This window comes from Amedibacillus dolichus DSM 3991, from assembly GCF_000154285.1.
Classification (GTDB): Bacteria; Bacillota_I; Bacilli_A; order Erysipelotrichales; family Erysipelotrichaceae; genus Amedibacillus; species Amedibacillus dolichus.
Genome location: NZ_DS483476.1, coordinates 67,887 through 84,856 on the forward strand (window position 1 = coordinate 67,887; position 16,970 = coordinate 84,856).

The following is a 16,970-nucleotide window of genomic DNA, read 5'->3' on the forward strand; positions in this document are numbered from 1 at the left end:
CAAATTTGAAATCTCTTTTAAAATGTTTTGTTGAAAAAATGTTTTCTTGTCTTTCAATTTTTATAATTATTTGATATTCAGATAATTTGCAATATTGGCATTAGAATCAAGAACCGGGTGAATGGTCGATTCTCGTGATGTTAAAATAATGGTTAAACCGGGACCATGCCCACTGGTAAAGGAATCAGAATGAACAACAACTCCGATAGATATTGCACCTTTTAAATAATGTGGTCCGTTATGATTGTCATGATCCATTACCGCCACTAGATCACCAAAGCGAAGCTTATCAATGCCATGAAGCTTATTTGCTTCTTTATCCTGTGTCATGATATCGTAATCTCCAAGCATCATCTCTGAGCTTCCCAAGCCACTTCCCATCAGATGAGCAGGAACACAGGCTGCGACCGGTACATGAATACCGTCCTGCTCTTCTGTGATGTCAAGCTTATCCAACAGCTCGGGATCGATATTCATAACCTGAATTTCACGATGATTTAAAAGCTTTAAGCCAAGCCCGCAAGCCTGTACAAGAATTTTATCATCACAGGTCATCATTTCTAAGGTTTCACGATCAAAATAAGCCATGACATGATCGATACCACCATGCTTTCCGGTTACATAACCACATCGTCCTTTTGCTTCTCCACTAATAATTTTGGCTTTATTTCCGATGCAGGAAAAAGCAAGAAATGCTTTGTTTTCCCGTTCATTGGGATTTTTCATACTCACACCCGGTTCGATGTGATCTCCTTCGATTCCCATGCAGCAATCACCGATTTTATAGTTATAAACAATACCGCCGGTCGCCATTGTGATTCTTCCATAACCATCATAACCGACACGATAGCCGCTGCCACTCATCGTCGGGTGATCGACACTAGCTTGTACGCTCATCATTACTAAATGCTCTTTGTTCGTTTTCATTTGCATAACCTCCTACTAACTACGCATATTATAACATTGCATTTGTTTATTTTGCTATGGTTTTTCTTTTCGTATGCTATAATACAGACAGATAAGAGGTGAATGCTATGGCATGTAAAGTAAAGAGTAAGGAGGCAACACGAATTGATGAGGAAATCTATGCACATTTTGCGGATATCGTAGAGCATAGAAGCTTTCGTGATGCTATATCCAATGCCGCAAAACAGCTATCCAAAGGAAGTATCATGGAAAAGCGGGTCTATGCTTCAAGCTTTTCTTTACCTATGAAGCGTAACGTGTTTGGCTTATATACGATTGAGGTTGCGCTCAATCATCGTCGATGTCGCTTTCTTTTGGATAGTGGTGCACAGATCAGCGGCATTCGTGCATATAAGGCAAAAGAGCTTGCTTTGCCCAAGACTGATGGAAGCCTAACTGTCGGCAGTATCGGAGGAACGAAAAAAGAGCTTTTTGGTTGTATGGTCGAAAGCTTGCATCTAGGAGGAATCGAATATTTACAGCGAGCTTTGGTTGTGTTAAGTGATAAAGACTTCGCTTTGCGTTTTGCAGGTATGGATATGCTTGGCTTTGACGGTATTCTTGGTTGGGATATATTAAGTCAGTTGGATTTTGAGCTAGATGATATTGCAAAGCGTTTTAAGGTCATTGATAATCATTGGAAGCTTCCTAATCCCAATATGTTGTTGGGAGGCTTTCCATGCTTGATCATGCAGTATGAGGATCAAAGCTATGGTCTGTTTGGCTTTGACAGCGGATCAAAGCACAGTTGGTTTGGGGAAGCTGCGATGCGTAAGCATTGTCGCTTAGAGGCAAGACAAAAGGTGCTTGGTATGGGAGTTCATGGCTTAGAAAAGTTGGATATGAGCATTGCCAAGAGCTGTCGTCTTTATTTGGATAAGGCAAGCTTGGAGCTGAAGCATATTATGAGCGGACCGGTTCAAATATTTCCAAACTTTGTATTTGATGGTGTGTTAGGCAATGAAATCTTTGCCGGGCGAAGAATTCGTTTTATAAACAGCAGGTGTATGGTTTTGCTGGCTTAAATAAAATCATACGACTAAGGCTTTCTAGTTATGGCTGTTCAATGCTATAATAGAGATGTTTCTGAAAAAGAAATCATAGATTTGTAGGAAAGGAAGATGTTTTATGATATTACATGGAAAAATTGTATTAGAGAATGGTGCAGAGCTGCCATTTGAGTTGTATCCGGACGATGCGCCGATTACGGTAGAAAACTTTGTGAAGCTAGTAAAGGAAGGCTATTATGATGGGAAAACCTTTCATCGTGTAATACCGCATTTTGTATCACAGGGTGGCTGTCCTTATGGAAACGGCAGTGGCGATTTAGGCTACACGATTCCATGTGAAACCAAGAACAATCCTCATCGTCATATAGAAGGAAGCTTGTCTATGGCGCATCGTGGAAAGGATACCGGCTGCTGTCAGTTCTTTATTTGTCATGAGCCACAGCCGCATTTAGATGGAGTGCATACGGTATTCGGTCGTGTTACAGACAATATGGGTGCGGTTCGTAATATGCAAAACGGCGATGTGATGACACATGTCATCATCGAGGAAGAATAGCATGAGTGATACCAAGCGTTTGGGTATGCCGCTGCTTGTGATGGCGGTTTCCACGCTGCTGTTTTATTTGATGAATAAGCTGCTTCCTAATAGCATTGCTTATACATGTATTACACTGATGTGTGATATTGCTTTGTTTTTATTTGGTATGGCATTGAATGCCAAACGAAATTCACGTGGAGTGTATCGTAAGGTGATTGCGCTTGTATGTGCTATTATTTTGGTGTTTATTCAATTAGGCGTTGTTTCTATGCCTTGGGTAGAAACCTTACAAACGGCTTTTTCCATCAATCCATATTTGCTTAGTATGCTGTTTATTTATTTCGGATTTTTATTTGCCGATTAAAATTGATAAAGAAAGAAATTTCCAATGATAACGATATAGCTACTAAACATAATAGAAGGAGATTTTCCTTCTAATAGAATAAAGGTAATCCTGTGCGGATTACCTTTTTAAAAAGTATTTTTTTGACGTACAAGTTCAAAGGCAAAGATGGCTGTTGAGGCAGCGGCGGTCATTGCATTGCGAAATTCACTGCGGTAGGGGATAAATAGGTTTTGATCGCTTTGTGCCATCACAGCTTTGCTTAAGCCACGCATTTCACCGCCAATCGCAATACAGCATTTTTTCGGAAAGTGATAATCATATAGGGATATGGCATCTTTGCGTTGAGCACATAGAAATGTGATTTGCTGCTTCTTCATTTGTTGAATGGTAGCCTCCATATCTTCACTTACAAAAATATTGATGTATTCACTGGCACCGGCACTGGCACGTGTTACCGTATTTACCGCACTTGTCCAATTCCGCTTTCCTACAATGATACCATCACAGCCTGCTGCATAAAGTGTACGTAAGACATAACCGAAATTGAAAGGATCCTCAACTCCTTCCACAAGTGCTAAAAAAACATTTTCTTTGGATATAATATCTTCTATGCTTTGATATCTACGTTCTCCGCAATAGGCAAGAATACCTCCATGTGTTTTTCCTTGTGCTAAGGTGTCGATTTCTGCTCTTTGGGCAGCTTGAATTGTAATTCCTTGTTTTTTTGCTAATCGAAGGATATAAGATGTGTCTTTATCCTTTTTTTTAGCATCGACAACAATGCGCTGAACGACTCTACGCTTTGCTTGTAAAACGGCTTTTACCGATATGTTACCTTCTACGATATATGTTTCCATAATAACCTCTAGCTTTCTGTTGATATTATACGCTAGAGGTAGGAAAAAGACAATGCAATTCTATGGCTTTACTAGGGATATTATATGCACCCTTCTTAACAACGTCTTGAAAAAATGTTATGATTACTACAAAGTCAATAGGAGGTCAAGAGATCAATATGAAGGTAGCTCTTGTTACAATGAATGTATTGCAGGGAAAATGTGAAGAAAATTTTTCTTTTATGATGGATAAGATTCAGCAGGCAAAAAAAGATCATGTGGATATGATTGTATTTCCGCAAAATGCAATCAGCGGTTATTTGCTGGGGGATCAGTGGTTAGATGATGCATGGTGTCGCTATGTAGATAGCTTTAATGATCGATTGGTTGAGGAAAGTGAAGATATTGCGATTGTTTGGGGGAATATCCGCTATCGCAATCAACGCAGATTCAATGCTGCTTTTTTTGCCTATCAAAAGAAAACGCACATGCGTGTGAAGAAGAATGTCAATGCGGATTATCAATGTGATGCACGCTATTTTGAAGAAAGCTCTATCAACAGTGCGATTGAATTTAAAAATTATGTCTTAGCTTTAAATTTTCAAAATGAAATTACCTTGGCAGATTTGAATATTAACATTGATGCCCACCCATACGATATGGAGGAGGCTAATGGCTTGTATGGCAATGTGGTTTATGTGAATGCTGTCGGAATGCAAAATCAGGGGAAAAATGTGATGGTGATGCAGGGAGGAAGCTATGTGCATAACCAGCGCAAATTGCTGTATCAGGCATCATATTTTCAAGCGGATTATGCGGTGGTGGATATTCATGCTCAAAAAGAGGTACAGCCACAGAAAAAGCATCTATTAGATGCTTTGACATTGGGAATTCGGGAATTTGATAAGCAAATTTTCAATGCTAAAATGCCTTGGATCATCGGATTATCCGGAGGACTTGATTCCAGTGTGAGCTGTGCATTGCTTGCGTATGCTTTAGGTGCGAAGCGTGTGCATGGCTTTAATATGGCAACGAAATACAATCGAGATACGACGATATCCAATGCGCAAAAGGAAGCAGCTGCTTTAGGAATCCATTATCATGACGGTTCGATTCAGATGCTTGTAGATGCTAGTCGTGATACCTTTTTAAAGGAGTATGGCTTTGATGCGCAAAAGGATTCTACCTTAGTTATGGAAAATATCCAAGCACGTGCTCGTGGGTATTTGCTTGGAGGATTTGCCGGTATTTTGGGTGGTGTGATTGCGAATAACGGAAACAAGGTTGAATATATGCTAGGCTATTGCACACTTTACGGAGATAGCGTCGGTGCGCTTTCACTAATTGGAGATTTAACCAAGGTGCAGCTGTTTGCATTGGCTGAGGAATTGAATAAACGCTTTGCAAAAGAAGTTGTACCAATGAACTTATTACCGGTGCTTGAAGAAAACAAGCTGCATTGGGAAATGGCTCCAAGTGCGGAATTAAAAGAGGATCAATATGATCCGATGAAATGGTTTTATCATGATTATTTAGTGGATCATTTGGGAAGAGATCTTGATGTTTTATCTTTGATGGAGGGGTATCTTAATCATACACTTGAGGAAGAACTTATGAAATGGATAAAATACTATCAGCTTGATGAGCCACAAAGCTTTATAGAGGATATGGATTGGTTTTTGAATACAGCAAGCCGCAATGGCTTCAAGCGTTTGCAGACACCACCGATGCTATGTGTTCATAAGCGTAGCTTAGCTTCCCAAATTGATGCGCAAATGCAGGTGGATCGCACGCAATATGAGCAATTAAAGCAACGTATCTTGGCAATGTAAAATCTTTCTATATTGTAAGGTGCAGATATGGAAAAGCATGATAAAATATTGACAACAGGGGTGAATAGATATGCGATTTAAAATGACAGATGAAATTCATAAGAAGGTGTGGATGTATAGCATTATTGTAGCAGTTGGTATTTTGCTGTATTTTGCACTTTATCGTTTTCAACAGTTAGCTTCTTTTTTCAGCTCTTTCTTTTCCTTGCTGATGCCCTTTATTTTAGGTTTTGCCATTGCGTTTATTTTGAATGGACCGATGATGTTTTTTGAAGCTAAGCTATTTGGCAAGCTGCGTTGCTCGAAACAGGTAAAGCGAAATTTATCAGCTCTTTTATCGCTTGTATTGTTTATTGCAATTGTTTGCTTCCTTTTGGCTTTATTGATTCCACAGCTTGTAGAAAGCATTGCTTCGTTGGTAAAATCATTTCCCGGCTATGCTGCTGACTTTCAGGTGTTTGCGATTGATTTTATGAAAGAGCATGATATCAATGTGGAAATCATCAATAAGTTTATCAGTGATTATAATATTGTTGGGAAGCTAACAGAATTTGTAACTTCCGCTTTACCGCAAATGGCAAAGCTGACATATCAATTAGGCAGCACGCTTTTAAATGTACTGCTTGGAATTATATCCGGATTGTATATGATGATGGACAAGGAGCGTTTGCTGCGATATTTTAAAAAACTAAATTATGCGATTTTTCCTAAAAATGTAGCAGAATATACACATCGCTTAATGCTGTCAAGCAGTCAGATTTTTAATAATTTTATTATCGGAAAAGCAATTGATTCTTTGATCATCGGTATTTTATGCTATGTAGGGAGTATATTATTAGGATTTCCTTATGCAATTCTATTATCGGTAGTTGTCGGTGTTACCAATATGATTCCGGTTTTCGGTCCTTTTATCGGAGCAATTCCGGGAATTGTATTGCTGTTTATCATTCACCCAATCACAGCTGTATATTATGCTTTGTTTATCCTAGTGTTACAGCAATTTGATGGTAATATCCTCGGACCGTTGATCCTAGGAGATAAGCTGGGGCTTCCAAGTATCGGAATTTTGTTTTCCGTTGTAATCGGAGGCGGTTTATTTAATGTTGTCGGAATGTTTATCGGTGTTCCTTGCTTTGCGGTCATTTATATGGCAGTTAGAGAGTGGACACATTATCGTTTAGAAAAAAGACATGTTGATTTAGATGCATCAAGTCAAAGTGTACATGATGCTATGCACGTAGAAATGGTGGATTAAGGAATAGGCAGTCAATCGCTTGGATTGGCTGTTTTTTTTGTGCCTTTACATGAAAAAAAAGATGCACAAGGCATCTTGTAAATAATCGAAATCGAGTTCTCGTTTATATCAAATGACCCAGCTGTTTAAATTTCTCGCGAAAATCTTTGACACTGTTGGTGATAGAAGCATAGTCTTTACATGCGATTGTTAAAAATAAAACATCAATAACCATAGATTGAAGAATAATTGAGGTTTGAGAAGCCAATCGCAGATTATTCTCGATAATCGATGTATAAAGAGCAATATCTGCTTTTTCAGCAATTTGTGAATTACCGAATTGTGTAATTACAATAATTTTTGCTTTTCTTTCATGTGCGATATCTATAAGCTCATAGTTTTCCTTAGATGCTCCAAGGGTGGTAAAACAAATAAAAAGATCGTTCTTTTTTAGATTTGCGCATGCTTCAAGACGCAGGTGAATATCCTCAAAAAAGATTGTTTGAATATTCAATCGCATCATTTTGATTTGAAATTCATGTATTAAAACAGTGCTGGCACCCATACCGGATAAGAAGATTTTTCTATTTTGCTTAGCCGCTACATAAATGTAATTTGTAGCATTTTCTAAATCATTTGCATCTAATGTATTCAGTGTACTATTTAAGCTGTTGATCGTAAAAGATGCAAGTTTGCGATAAATCTCAATAGCACTATCGTTAAGGTTTACCTTAACTGGTGTAGAATCGATTTGATTCGAAATAAAATTTGCAGATAAATGTAGTTTGAAATCCTTATAGCCTTGAAAACCCAATCGTCTTGTAAAGCGAATCAATGTAGGTTCACTGATATCACAGGCTTGCGAGAGCGCACTTGTGGACATATCAGTAACATCTTTAGGGTGAGTTAAGATGTAGTTTCCTAATTTTTGTTCACTTTTAGACAGAAAAGGCATTAAGGATTCGATTCGTGTTAAAATTTCATTATTTTCCATGAAAACAGCCCTTCTTTTCTCTATTTTTATGATAGCAGAAATATGTGGATTTCTCAATCTTTTACCTAAATATGTAGTAAAACTAATTTTTTTGAAAAATACTATTGTAGTAATACTACTTTTATGTTATATTTTTTGTAGCAAAACTACAAGAAAGGTGGATAACGATATGGAAAAACTAAAAGTTGCAGTTGTAGGGGCAGGTATATATGGACAAAACCATTTGAACGCCTATACTTGGAATCCCAATGCAGATCTTGTTGCTGTATGCGATAGGAATCCTGAAATTACGAAAAGAGTAGAGGAAGAGTATCACGTGAAAACATACAACGATATTGAAGTTATGTTGGAAAAAGAGGAAATTGATGTCGTTTCGATTGCTACTCCTGATCCTTTTCATAAGGAGCCTGTATTAGCGGCAATTCGTTATGGTAAGGACGTTTTGGTTGAAAAGCCATTAGCTACTACATCTCAAGACGCTTATGAAATTATTGAAGCTGCCAATACCGCAGGAGTTCGTGTTATGGTTGATTATCATAAACGTTGGGATCCGGCTTCTATTGCAGTTAAGAACAAACTCAATGAAGCTACTACCGGAAAACCGGTTCGTGGGTATATGCGAATGGATAACATTTATGATGTTGCTTTAAATTGGTTGAATTGGTCATCGAAATCGAGTCCTGTTCATTTTGTTGGAACACATTGCTATGATTTGATTCGTTGGTACATGGGGTGTGAAGTTACAGAAGTGTATGCAGTAGGGCATAAAGGAATTTTACAATCAAAAGGAGTAGATACCTATGATTCCATTACTGCTAATTTAACATTTGAAAATGGCTGTACTTGGACAGTTGAGAATGCTTGGATTCTTCCTAATGGCTTTGCAAAGGCTGATGATGGGTGTACCGAGATTCTTTGTGAAAATGAAATGATTCGCGTTGATTCACAAAAACGAGGCGTAGAGTTCTTTGATGAAAATAAACTAAGCACACCGAATGTTTGCTTTATTCAGAATTATCAAGGACGCTCTATGGGATTTGGTATTGATCCATTAAATGATTTTGTTAATTGCATTCAAAAAGATTTACCGTTTATGGCAGATATGTACGATGGCTTAGAAGCGGAATTGATTGCCGAAGCTGTTCATAAGAGTGCGGATATACATCAAATCGTTAAAATTGAAAGAAAAAATATTAAAAAATAGCGTTATTCAAAAAAAGAAAGAAGGAAGCTGACTATGGCAAAGATTAAAATGTCGCGTGTAGATTATCGTATGGTACATGGACAAATTGTAGCAAAATGGATTAAGTTTCGTCCGGTAGATCGTTTGATCTTGGTAGATGATTTACTTGTAGACGATGAATTTATGGCAGATATTTATCGTATGGCTGTTCCCGATCGTCCGGTAGATATTTGTAAAATGGCTGATGTTCAAAGTACTTTGGATAAAACTGATGATTCTATTATGTTGATTTTTAAAGATGTATCAAGTGCTTATGCAGCTGTACAAGCCGGACTTAAACTTACCGAATTGAATGTAGGCGCGCTACAAAATAAAGCGGATCGCAAATCTGTTATTCAAGGTGTTTCATTATCACCAGAGGAGTACAATTTGTTAACAGAACTAAAAGATCAGGGAGTTGATGTTTATTTACAGCCGATTCCTGAAAATGATCCTGTCGGATTGAAATCAATTGAGAAAAAATTTAAATAAGGAGAATTAAGATTATGGAAGGCACACAATTGTTTATCATGGCTATCGCAATGGGGATTATGTATTGGTTGGCGCGAGGCATGATTGGGGGATATTTTGCATTGTTCTTTATAGCAAGTCCGATTGCAATTGGAGTAGTTGCAGGACTTATTTATGGTGATGTTACAAATGGTTTGATTTTGGGTGGTGGAATTGCGGCAGTCTTTGCCGGTATTATTGCACCGGGTGGTAATTTACCAACAGATTCTGCTTTAGCAGCAACTACGGTTATACCGATTGCGCTTGCCACCAGTCTTTCCGTTGAACAGGCGATTGCCTTTGCGGTTCCAATGGGGTTAATCGGTGCATTTGTAACAAATTTACGTAAAATGCTGAATGTTGTTTTCGTTCATAAGGCTGATGAATGCGCTGCAAAAGGAGACTTGAAGGGATTACGTAATTGCGCAGTGATATATCCTCCTTTGGTTGAACTGCCACTGTTATTTTTACCGGTATTTTTAGTTGTAATGTTTGGTCAAGATGCTATGACAGCATTTATGAATAATGTGCCTACATGGGTAATGCATGGTATGGAGGTTGCCGGTGGTGTGATGCCTGCAATCGGATTTGCCTTGATTATGAACATGATTGGCAAACCTCGTATGATTCCTTATACTATTATCGGATTTATCTTAGTAAAATCATTAGGACTTAATAATGTTACAGCAGGCTTAGTAGCTGGTTCTATCGCTTTCTTAGTTGTGATGGGTTTTGCACGTAAAGAAAAGGAAGGAGTTTAGGGGTATGTCTGAGGAAAAGAAAATTGTACTTACTAAAAAAGACGTTAATAAGGTTATTACCAGATGGTATGTTTCAAATGAAATGGCATTGAACTTTGAGCGTATGCAATCCATTGCCTTTACTTATTCACTGGTTCCGGCATTAAAAAAACTATATCCTAATAAAGAAGATATGATACCGGTATTACAAAGACACATGGAATTGTTTAATACCAATGCAACTGCCGGAGGTCTTATTTTAGGGACTACATTAGCAATGGAAGAAGAAATTGCGAATAATCCCGAATCAATGCCTGGGGAAGCAGTAATTGCCGTAAAAACCGGTCTTATGGGTCCGGTAGCAGCCTTTGGTGATTCGTTTAGTGCAGGAACCTTAACGACCTTATTTATTTTAGCGGCTTGTTCTGTTGCTCAAGAAGGCTCTATGATGGGATTGTTTATCCTATTCTTAGGATCAATGGTTACGCTTGTAGAATTGATTCTTACGACAAAGCTGACTTATACAAAAGGACGTTCTGCAATTAAAGGAATTATGTCAAGTAAGTTGATGAAAGATGTCATTGAAGGGGCTAATATTCTAGGTATGGCGATGATGGGTGTTTTATCTGCTTCCATGGTAAATCTAAGCATTGCTTTTACGGCTAATTTCGGTGAATCTGTTTTCAGTGTACAAGAAAAAATTGATGGTATTATGCCCGGGATTCTTCCGTTAAGTGTTTTGTTTATCTATTACTATCTAATTAGTAAAAAGGGTGTCAGCATAGCTAAGCTTGTTTTAGCAACTTTGGTACTAGGTATTGTAACTGCATTTATCGGATTGTTTTAGAAGTATGAGTAGGGTATCTTACAAAGATGCCCTTTACTGATTTTTACAAATTGTTGTAACCGTAATCAGCGTGGAAGAAGGCTGATAGAGAGGAGGATATAGCGATTTACTTATTCGCTATACGAAAGAATTATATGAAAGGTATTGTTTTAACGAGTCATGGGTTGTTAGCAGATGGAATGCTGGATACTATTAAAATATTTTCAGGAGAACCTTCGCAAATAAAAGCTCTTTGCTTAATGCCGGGAGATGATATGGCAAAATTCTTAGGTGATCTATGCGATGCAATTGATGAAGTAGATACAGGAGATGGTGTCTTAGTTTTCTGCGACCTTTTATTTGGAACACCATGCAATTGTAGTGGAGCCTTGCTTGGAAAAAAAGAATATAAAGAAAGAGTTCAGGTTATTACCGGTATGAATTTAGCGATGCTGTTAGAATATATAGGAATGCGTGATAATGGAATGAAACCAAGTGAAATCATAGATACCGGAAAGTGTGGAATTGTTGATTTTAATGAGCTTCATAAGCAGCGTAGTCAAGAGTTATGAAGGAAAGTGATGTAGAGGGCATACTTCACCGTCATGGGTATGTTTTTCAAGAGCATGCAACGATTTATGCAACAATTAAACCAGGTGTAGCTGCTTATCAAATTGGTTTAAAGCAAACAATGTTTAGTAATAAAGAGCATTTATTACATGTAAATGAAAAGGGAATTATTATTCTTGTGCTAGATGAGATGTCAGGAACTATTTTAGAAGATTCGATTGTTCTTTTACCATTAGAAGATATACAACAGGTTGAGATCATACCTAAGTCTTTCGCATTTCGATTGGTTATACGAACAAAGCAAGGAGATTTGGAATACAATATTAGAAAAACAACGCTAGGAGCACCATGGCATAAACATAATTTGATATATTTTTTGCATGCATTTGAGGTATCTTCATGATTAATGCAGTTATTTTTGATATGGACGGGGTGCTGTTTGATACAGAATTGGTATTTGATCAGATTTGGACAATGCTTGCGAAAAAATATGGATATGTAATTCAGTAGCAAATGTTGAATAATTTACGAGGAACAAGTGGAAAACAAATGGCAAATATCATTGAAAGCTATTGGAAAGATGCAGATGGCTTTTTGATTATTGATGAATTTTTTGCGAATGCGAAAGCATATTTAAGTCAAAAGGTTCCTTTAAAACCTGGTGTATGTGAATTGATTGATTTTTTATGGCAGCATAAAATGCCAATGGCAGTAGCAAGTGGTTCTTTCAAGGATTTGGTTTTAAGTAATTTAAAGGTTTCAGGACTCATTCATTATTTTCAAGTGATTAGCAGTGGAGATGAGGTTTCGAGTGGAAAGCCGGAACCGGATATTTTCTTATTGACAGCAAAGCGATTATGTCAAAAGCCGCAAAACTGTTTGGTTTTAGAAGATGGTATACATGGTGTACTTGCAGGAATACGTACAGGCTGTGAAACGTATATGGTTTTAGATAAGGTATCACCTACAAAAGAAATATTAGAAAAACAAGTGCCTATTTATAATGATTTAACAGAGGTGCTTGCTGATTTAAAAGCAAACGTAATAAAACAGGATAGTTAAAAATAGCCATTATGAGGAGCAGTCAATCGTTTGGATTGGCTGTTTTTTTTGCTTTTACATGAAAAAAAGATGCATAAGGCATCTTTAAGCGATTTGTTCTTTCATTGTTTCATCATTGAATAATGCGAAATTACATCGTTGACATTCCTCGACAATATTCATAATGTGGTCGGATACACGTTCGATATCTGTCATGATTTCACTGTAAACGACACAATCGTTTGCGCTGACTTTTCTGTTTTTCAAACGATCGATTTGTGCTTGTCGATAAGCAAAGGTCAATTCATCAATTCGATCCTCGATTCGGGATATTTTTTCAAAAGCATACTCACTATCGTCAAAGCGGCTTCTTAATAATAAAGAGAAGCTTTTTTCTAATAGTTCTTTTAGTTGCATAAGTTCATCTTTTACCAACTCGGTAGAGGTTAGATATTGATCGCTTTTAGAATCACTGTATTGCAGGATATTGATGGCATGATCACCGATACGTTCAATATCCGCATAGGATTTATATAATGCGTTGCAGGTAGTAGTATCTATATCATTCATGTTTAATTGACTAACCTGCGTCATATAATTTGTCATTTCCATAGTAATGAAGTTGATGCGTTTTTCCCGACTTCTAATCTTTTCTTGATCGTGATTAGCACCTACCAACATTTCAATCGCATTTAAGAGATTTGTTTCACACATCTTCAGCATAATAAGGGCTTCCTTACGCAAATTGGATATCGCAATCGGAATGGAGCTGATATTGTGGACATCAACGAAAATAAGGGGAAGATTCTCAGAAGAAACAGGTGCTTCTTCATGTGTTTCAGGCAAAATTCTTTGTGCCATTTTTGCGAGTTGATTGCCAAATGGAAGCAGTAGCAGGGTTGTGGAAATATTGAATAATACGTGCATATTGGCGATTTGTCCGGCGGCATTTCCAGGAGTCCAGCTAGCAACTATCTCTGTTAACGGGGTAAACATACAAATAAGGGTAAAAATCACTGTTCCGATAAGATTAAAGCTTAAATGTAAAATGGTTGTTTGCTTTGCTTGCCGACTGGTTCCGATAGATGCCATGATAGAGGTAATGCAGGTACCAATATTTTGTCCGAATAATACATAGACAGCATCGCTTAGTCCAATTGCACCTGTCATCGCAAGCGCTTGTAAAATACCAACTGATGCACCGGAGGATTGAATAAGAGCGGTAAATCCGGCACCGACTATGATACCGATGAGCGGATTTGAGAAATGCGTAATTATTTCTGTAAATAATGGCCAATCTCTTAGAGGCATCATGGAATCGGACATCATATTCATACCGATAAAAAGAATTCCTAATCCGGCAATACAGCTGCCATAGTAGCCGACTTTCGGCTTTTTCGAGAATACGGTCATAAAGACACCGATGGCAGCAAACAGTGGAGCTAAGGCCCCCACATCAAGAGCCACCAAGAGTCCGGTTGTTGTTGCGCCGATATTCGCTCCCATAATTACCCATACCGCTTGCGATAAGCGCATCATATTGGCATTTACAAAGCCAACGACCATGACAGTCGTAGCACTGGAACTTTGAATAACCGTTGTAATACCGGCTCCGACAAGTACACCGAGAATCCGATTGCTTGTGAGACGTTCAAGAATTCCGCGCATTTTATCACCGGCAGCACCCTCCAAGCCGCTGCTCATCATTTGCATACCGTAAAGGAATAGAGCAAGTCCGCCTAGCAGACCGAGAACAATATCAAAGGACATAAAGCTAACCTCCATGAAAATTCCATTAAAATAAGTATATAGTAAATATCCCTTGGTAACAATATAATTATGAATTTTCTGTTAAGAATTTGTGAATTTTTGATTAACTAAAGTATATTTTCGTGATATGCAATGCAAAAAGTATATTAAAAAACAGCTTTTTTTGTAAAAGCTGCTTTTGTGATTAAGCCTGTTCTTCGATTAAGGTGAAGCTGCAACGCTTAAATTCCTCTATAATATTCATCAAATGATCGCCGACACGTTCAATGTCGCTCATAATAGCACTGTAGAATACGGTATCTTTTGCATCTACTTGCTTTTCTTTTAAACGCTTGATTTGGGCATCGCGATAATTTGCGGTAAGTTCATCAATTCGCTGTTCAATATGTTCAAACTTCGTGAAGCTATCTTCCTCATTATCCATTCCATAGTTTAATAATAGGGAGAAATTCATGGATAACAGTTCGTTTAGCTTTTCCAGCTCTGCTTGTACCGGTTCGCTGGATTTTAGCTTAGTTGCTTCGTCTTTTGTATATTTCAAAATGTTAATGGCATGATCGCCGATACGTTCAATATCCGCAAAGCACTTATATAAGGCATTGCAGGTTATGGAATCACGATCGTTCATATGTAGCTGACTTACCATGGTCATGTAGTTTGTGATTTCGTAATTGATAAAGTTGATACGCTTTTCACGCTTCATGATTTTTTCAGCATTGTATGGGTGTCCATAAAGTGCTTCGATGCTTTCGTTAATATTTGCTTGAGCAAGATGTAGTGTTGCTAATGCTTCCTTGCGAAGAGAAGAAATTGCAATCGGAACAGAACCGATATTATCCATATCAATGAAGGTTAGCGGTACATCGAATTTGTCCTTGTCCAATTCTTCTTCCTTAATCGGTAAGATGATTTCCGCAAGACGTGCCAGCTTCTTTCCAAACGGTAGCAGCAATAAGGTAGTTACGATATTAAAGATCGTATGTGTATTGGCAATTTGTGCCGCAGGATTGTCGGTTATGGAAACCATGAAATCTACAAACGGTGTAATGCTTGTAAAGATCATGAACAGAATCGTACCGATAATATTAAACGATAAATGAATAATCGTTGTACGCTTTGCATTGCGGTTGGCATTTAAAGATGCAAGTGCAGAGGTGATGCAGGTACCGATATTTTGTCCGAAGATAATATAAATAGAGCTGCTTAACGGAATCAAACCGCTTAAGGCAAGTGCTTGCAAAATACCAACTGATGCACTGGAACTTTGAATAAGGGCAGTGAATCCGGCACCGACCAATATAGCAAGCACTGGGTTTGAAATCGTTGTAATTAAATCAAGGAATATCGGAGATTCACGAAGTGGCTCCATGGCACTGCTCATGGTTCCCATACCGATGAATAGAATACCGAGTCCGGCAAGAATTTCACCAATGGCATTTACTTTTTTATTTTTTAAGAAGGTTACCATAATTACACCGATAATAGCAAGCACCGGTGCGATCTCACTGGCGTTTAGAGCAACCAATTGTCCGGTTATGGTTGTACCGATGTTGGCACCCATAATGATCCATACAGCCTGCTGAAGTGTCATCAGTTGTGAGTTTACAAAGCCGACAACCATGACGGTTGTGGCACTGGAGCTTTGAATGACGGCAGTAATTAAGGCTCCTACAACAACACCTAAAATAGGATTGCTGGTAAGTTTTTCCAAAATAGTTTTCATACGGTCGCCGGCAGCGGATTCCAAACCGGTGCTCATCATGTGCATACCGTATAAGAATAGGGCTAATCCTCCAAGTAACGATAATATCATAATAGTCCTCCATAAAATAACCATTCATAGTATAGCGTGGAAATTGTAAAGTTTTGTTAATTCTCTGTTAAAAATTTACGAAAAATTTACTTAGTTTGGATTAAAATGCTATTTTTATTACGATATGTAAGAGAATTTAATCTATTTTATGGGTTTGATTTTTTACACTTGATTATGAATTGCTTGTTAATATAGACTAGGAGGACATAAAAAAGTTTTCACTCATAGCGTATAAAAGAGTAGCCATGATGGTGATGAAAGATACCTCTAATAAGGCAGTAACGCTGCCGTAAAGCAGGAAAAAGAGTGCTTCTAAAATTACTAGCGTTGTGTAATAGGACATACTTTTTATATAAAAGGTATAGTCCTTTTTCATAATGTCCGTTAGCAAATGAAAAAATAATAAGAGATAGGAAGCAACACCTAGCATTGCCAAGCGTACGTGCCATTTGGATAGTATGGGAAAATCGGCTGCATCATAGGGTAAGAAAACCGATAATGCCATGCTTAGGCAGCTAAGTAGGAGACAGTAGCGAAGAAAACGGTAAGGATAGTGAAACTGTTTCATCAGCTGATGTGTATAGCAATAAAAAAACATGGCAGCGCTTGTTCCCCATACGATCAAAAAAAGCTGTGTGGGGGTGCCATTCGCAAGCAAGGAAAGGTTTTCCTGTAGTGGAGAAATCCATATAAGGGTGCTGAGGTTACCTATGATAAGAGCA

19 protein-coding genes are annotated in these 16,970 nt (G+C 37.9%); 13 read left to right on the forward strand and 6 right to left on the reverse strand.

Going from position 1 to position 16,970, the window contains the following annotated elements:
- Nucleotides 1-66: 66 nt before the first annotated feature.
- Nucleotides 67-927: a DUF4438 domain-containing protein gene (locus EUBDOL_RS06735; RefSeq protein WP_040463452.1), complete on the reverse strand. Its 861-nt coding sequence runs from the start codon at nt 925-927 to the stop codon at nt 67-69.
- 107 nt (nt 928-1,034) lie between these two features.
- Between EUBDOL_RS06735 and EUBDOL_RS06740 the strand changes: the two genes are divergently transcribed.
- From EUBDOL_RS06740 to EUBDOL_RS06750, 3 genes are all read left to right on the forward strand, one after another.
- Nucleotides 1,035-1,991, forward strand: coding sequence for a retropepsin-like aspartic protease (locus EUBDOL_RS06740; RefSeq protein ID WP_004799920.1), 957 nt, complete (start codon nt 1,035-1,037; stop codon nt 1,989-1,991).
- A 103-nt stretch (nt 1,992-2,094) separates the two neighbouring features.
- Entirely contained in the window at nt 2,095-2,532 is a 438-nt protein-coding gene (locus EUBDOL_RS06745; RefSeq protein WP_004799922.1) for a peptidylprolyl isomerase, read from the forward strand.
- A gap of 1 nt (nt 2,533) precedes the next feature.
- On the forward strand, nt 2,534-2,878 hold the full coding sequence (locus tag EUBDOL_RS06750) for a hypothetical protein (RefSeq protein ID WP_004799923.1): 345 nt from the start codon (nt 2,534-2,536) through the stop codon (nt 2,876-2,878).
- 107 nt (nt 2,879-2,985) lie between these two features.
- On the opposite strand, the gene EUBDOL_RS06755 is transcribed toward EUBDOL_RS06750, so the two are convergent.
- Nucleotides 2,986-3,717, reverse strand: a complete 732-nt coding sequence (locus EUBDOL_RS06755) for a TrmH family RNA methyltransferase (RefSeq protein WP_004799925.1) — start codon at nt 3,715-3,717, stop codon at nt 2,986-2,988.
- Nucleotides 3,718-3,875: 158 nt separating this feature from the next.
- On the opposite strand from EUBDOL_RS06755, the gene nadE reads away from it, so the two are divergent.
- Both nadE and EUBDOL_RS06765 read left to right on the forward strand, forming a co-directional pair.
- A complete protein-coding gene (nadE, locus tag EUBDOL_RS06760; protein WP_040463456.1) occupies nt 3,876-5,528 on the forward strand; it encodes an NAD(+) synthase in 1,653 nt (550 codons plus the stop codon).
- A 70-nt stretch (nt 5,529-5,598) separates the two neighbouring features.
- Entirely contained in the window at nt 5,599-6,783 is a 1,185-nt protein-coding gene (locus tag EUBDOL_RS06765) for an AI-2E family transporter (RefSeq protein WP_040463458.1), read from the forward strand.
- Nucleotides 6,784-6,886: 103 nt separating this feature from the next.
- On the opposite strand, the gene EUBDOL_RS06770 is transcribed toward EUBDOL_RS06765, so the two are convergent.
- Entirely contained in the window at nt 6,887-7,756 is an 870-nt protein-coding gene (locus EUBDOL_RS06770; RefSeq protein WP_004799930.1) for a MurR/RpiR family transcriptional regulator, read from the reverse strand.
- A gap of 169 nt (nt 7,757-7,925) precedes the next feature.
- On the opposite strand from EUBDOL_RS06770, the gene EUBDOL_RS06775 reads away from it, so the two are divergent.
- The 8 genes from EUBDOL_RS06775 (at nt 7,926) to EUBDOL_RS06805 (ending at nt 12,686) form a co-directional block, all read left to right on the forward strand.
- Nucleotides 7,926-8,960, forward strand: a complete 1,035-nt coding sequence (locus EUBDOL_RS06775) for a Gfo/Idh/MocA family protein (protein ID WP_040463462.1) — start codon at nt 7,926-7,928, stop codon at nt 8,958-8,960.
- 33 nt (nt 8,961-8,993) lie between these two features.
- Entirely contained in the window at nt 8,994-9,470 is a 477-nt protein-coding gene (locus EUBDOL_RS06780; protein ID WP_004799934.1) for a PTS sugar transporter subunit IIB, read from the forward strand.
- Nucleotides 9,471-9,484: 14 nt separating this feature from the next.
- On the forward strand, nt 9,485-10,249 hold the full coding sequence (locus EUBDOL_RS06785; RefSeq protein WP_004799937.1) for a PTS mannose/fructose/sorbose/N-acetylgalactosamine transporter subunit IIC: 765 nt from the start codon (nt 9,485-9,487) through the stop codon (nt 10,247-10,249).
- 4 nt (nt 10,250-10,253) lie between these two features.
- Nucleotides 10,254-11,075, forward strand: coding sequence for a PTS system mannose/fructose/sorbose family transporter subunit IID (locus EUBDOL_RS06790; protein ID WP_004799938.1), 822 nt, complete (start codon nt 10,254-10,256; stop codon nt 11,073-11,075).
- A 134-nt stretch (nt 11,076-11,209) separates the two neighbouring features.
- Nucleotides 11,210-11,626, forward strand: a complete 417-nt coding sequence (locus EUBDOL_RS06795) for a PTS sugar transporter subunit IIA (protein WP_004799950.1) — start codon at nt 11,210-11,212, stop codon at nt 11,624-11,626.
- Nucleotides 11,623-12,027, forward strand: coding sequence for a hypothetical protein (locus EUBDOL_RS06800; protein WP_004799951.1), 405 nt, complete (start codon nt 11,623-11,625; stop codon nt 12,025-12,027). Before EUBDOL_RS06795 ends, EUBDOL_RS06800 begins: the two co-directional genes overlap by 4 nt.
- Nucleotides 12,024-12,134 (forward strand): HAD family phosphatase, encoded by a 111-nt coding sequence (locus EUBDOL_RS11565; protein WP_004799953.1) that lies wholly within the window; start codon nt 12,024-12,026, stop codon nt 12,132-12,134. The genes EUBDOL_RS06800 and EUBDOL_RS11565 overlap by 4 nt, the downstream gene beginning before the upstream one ends.
- 3 nt (nt 12,135-12,137) lie before the next feature.
- On the forward strand, nt 12,138-12,686 hold the full coding sequence (locus EUBDOL_RS06805; protein ID WP_004799954.1) for an HAD family hydrolase: 549 nt from the start codon (nt 12,138-12,140) through the stop codon (nt 12,684-12,686).
- 84 nt (nt 12,687-12,770) lie between these two features.
- Here EUBDOL_RS06805 and EUBDOL_RS06810 read toward each other — a convergent pair whose 3' ends face one another.
- The 3 genes from EUBDOL_RS06810 to EUBDOL_RS11455 form a co-directional block, all read right to left on the reverse strand.
- A complete protein-coding gene (locus EUBDOL_RS06810) occupies nt 12,771-14,435 on the reverse strand; it encodes a Na/Pi cotransporter family protein (protein WP_040463465.1) in 1,665 nt (554 codons plus the stop codon).
- A 184-nt stretch (nt 14,436-14,619) separates the two neighbouring features.
- The gene (locus EUBDOL_RS06815; RefSeq protein WP_106381520.1) at nt 14,620-16,248 is read right to left on the reverse strand and encodes a Na/Pi cotransporter family protein; all 1,629 of its coding nucleotides are present in this window, start codon (nt 16,246-16,248) and stop codon (nt 14,620-14,622) included.
- Between the two features lie 196 nt (nt 16,249-16,444).
- Nucleotides 16,445-16,753 carry a hypothetical protein gene (locus EUBDOL_RS11455; protein WP_004799965.1) on the reverse strand — a complete coding sequence of 103 codons (309 nt, stop codon included), beginning with the start codon at nt 16,751-16,753 and terminating at the stop codon, nt 16,445-16,447.
- Nucleotides 16,754-16,970 lie beyond the last annotated feature (217 nt).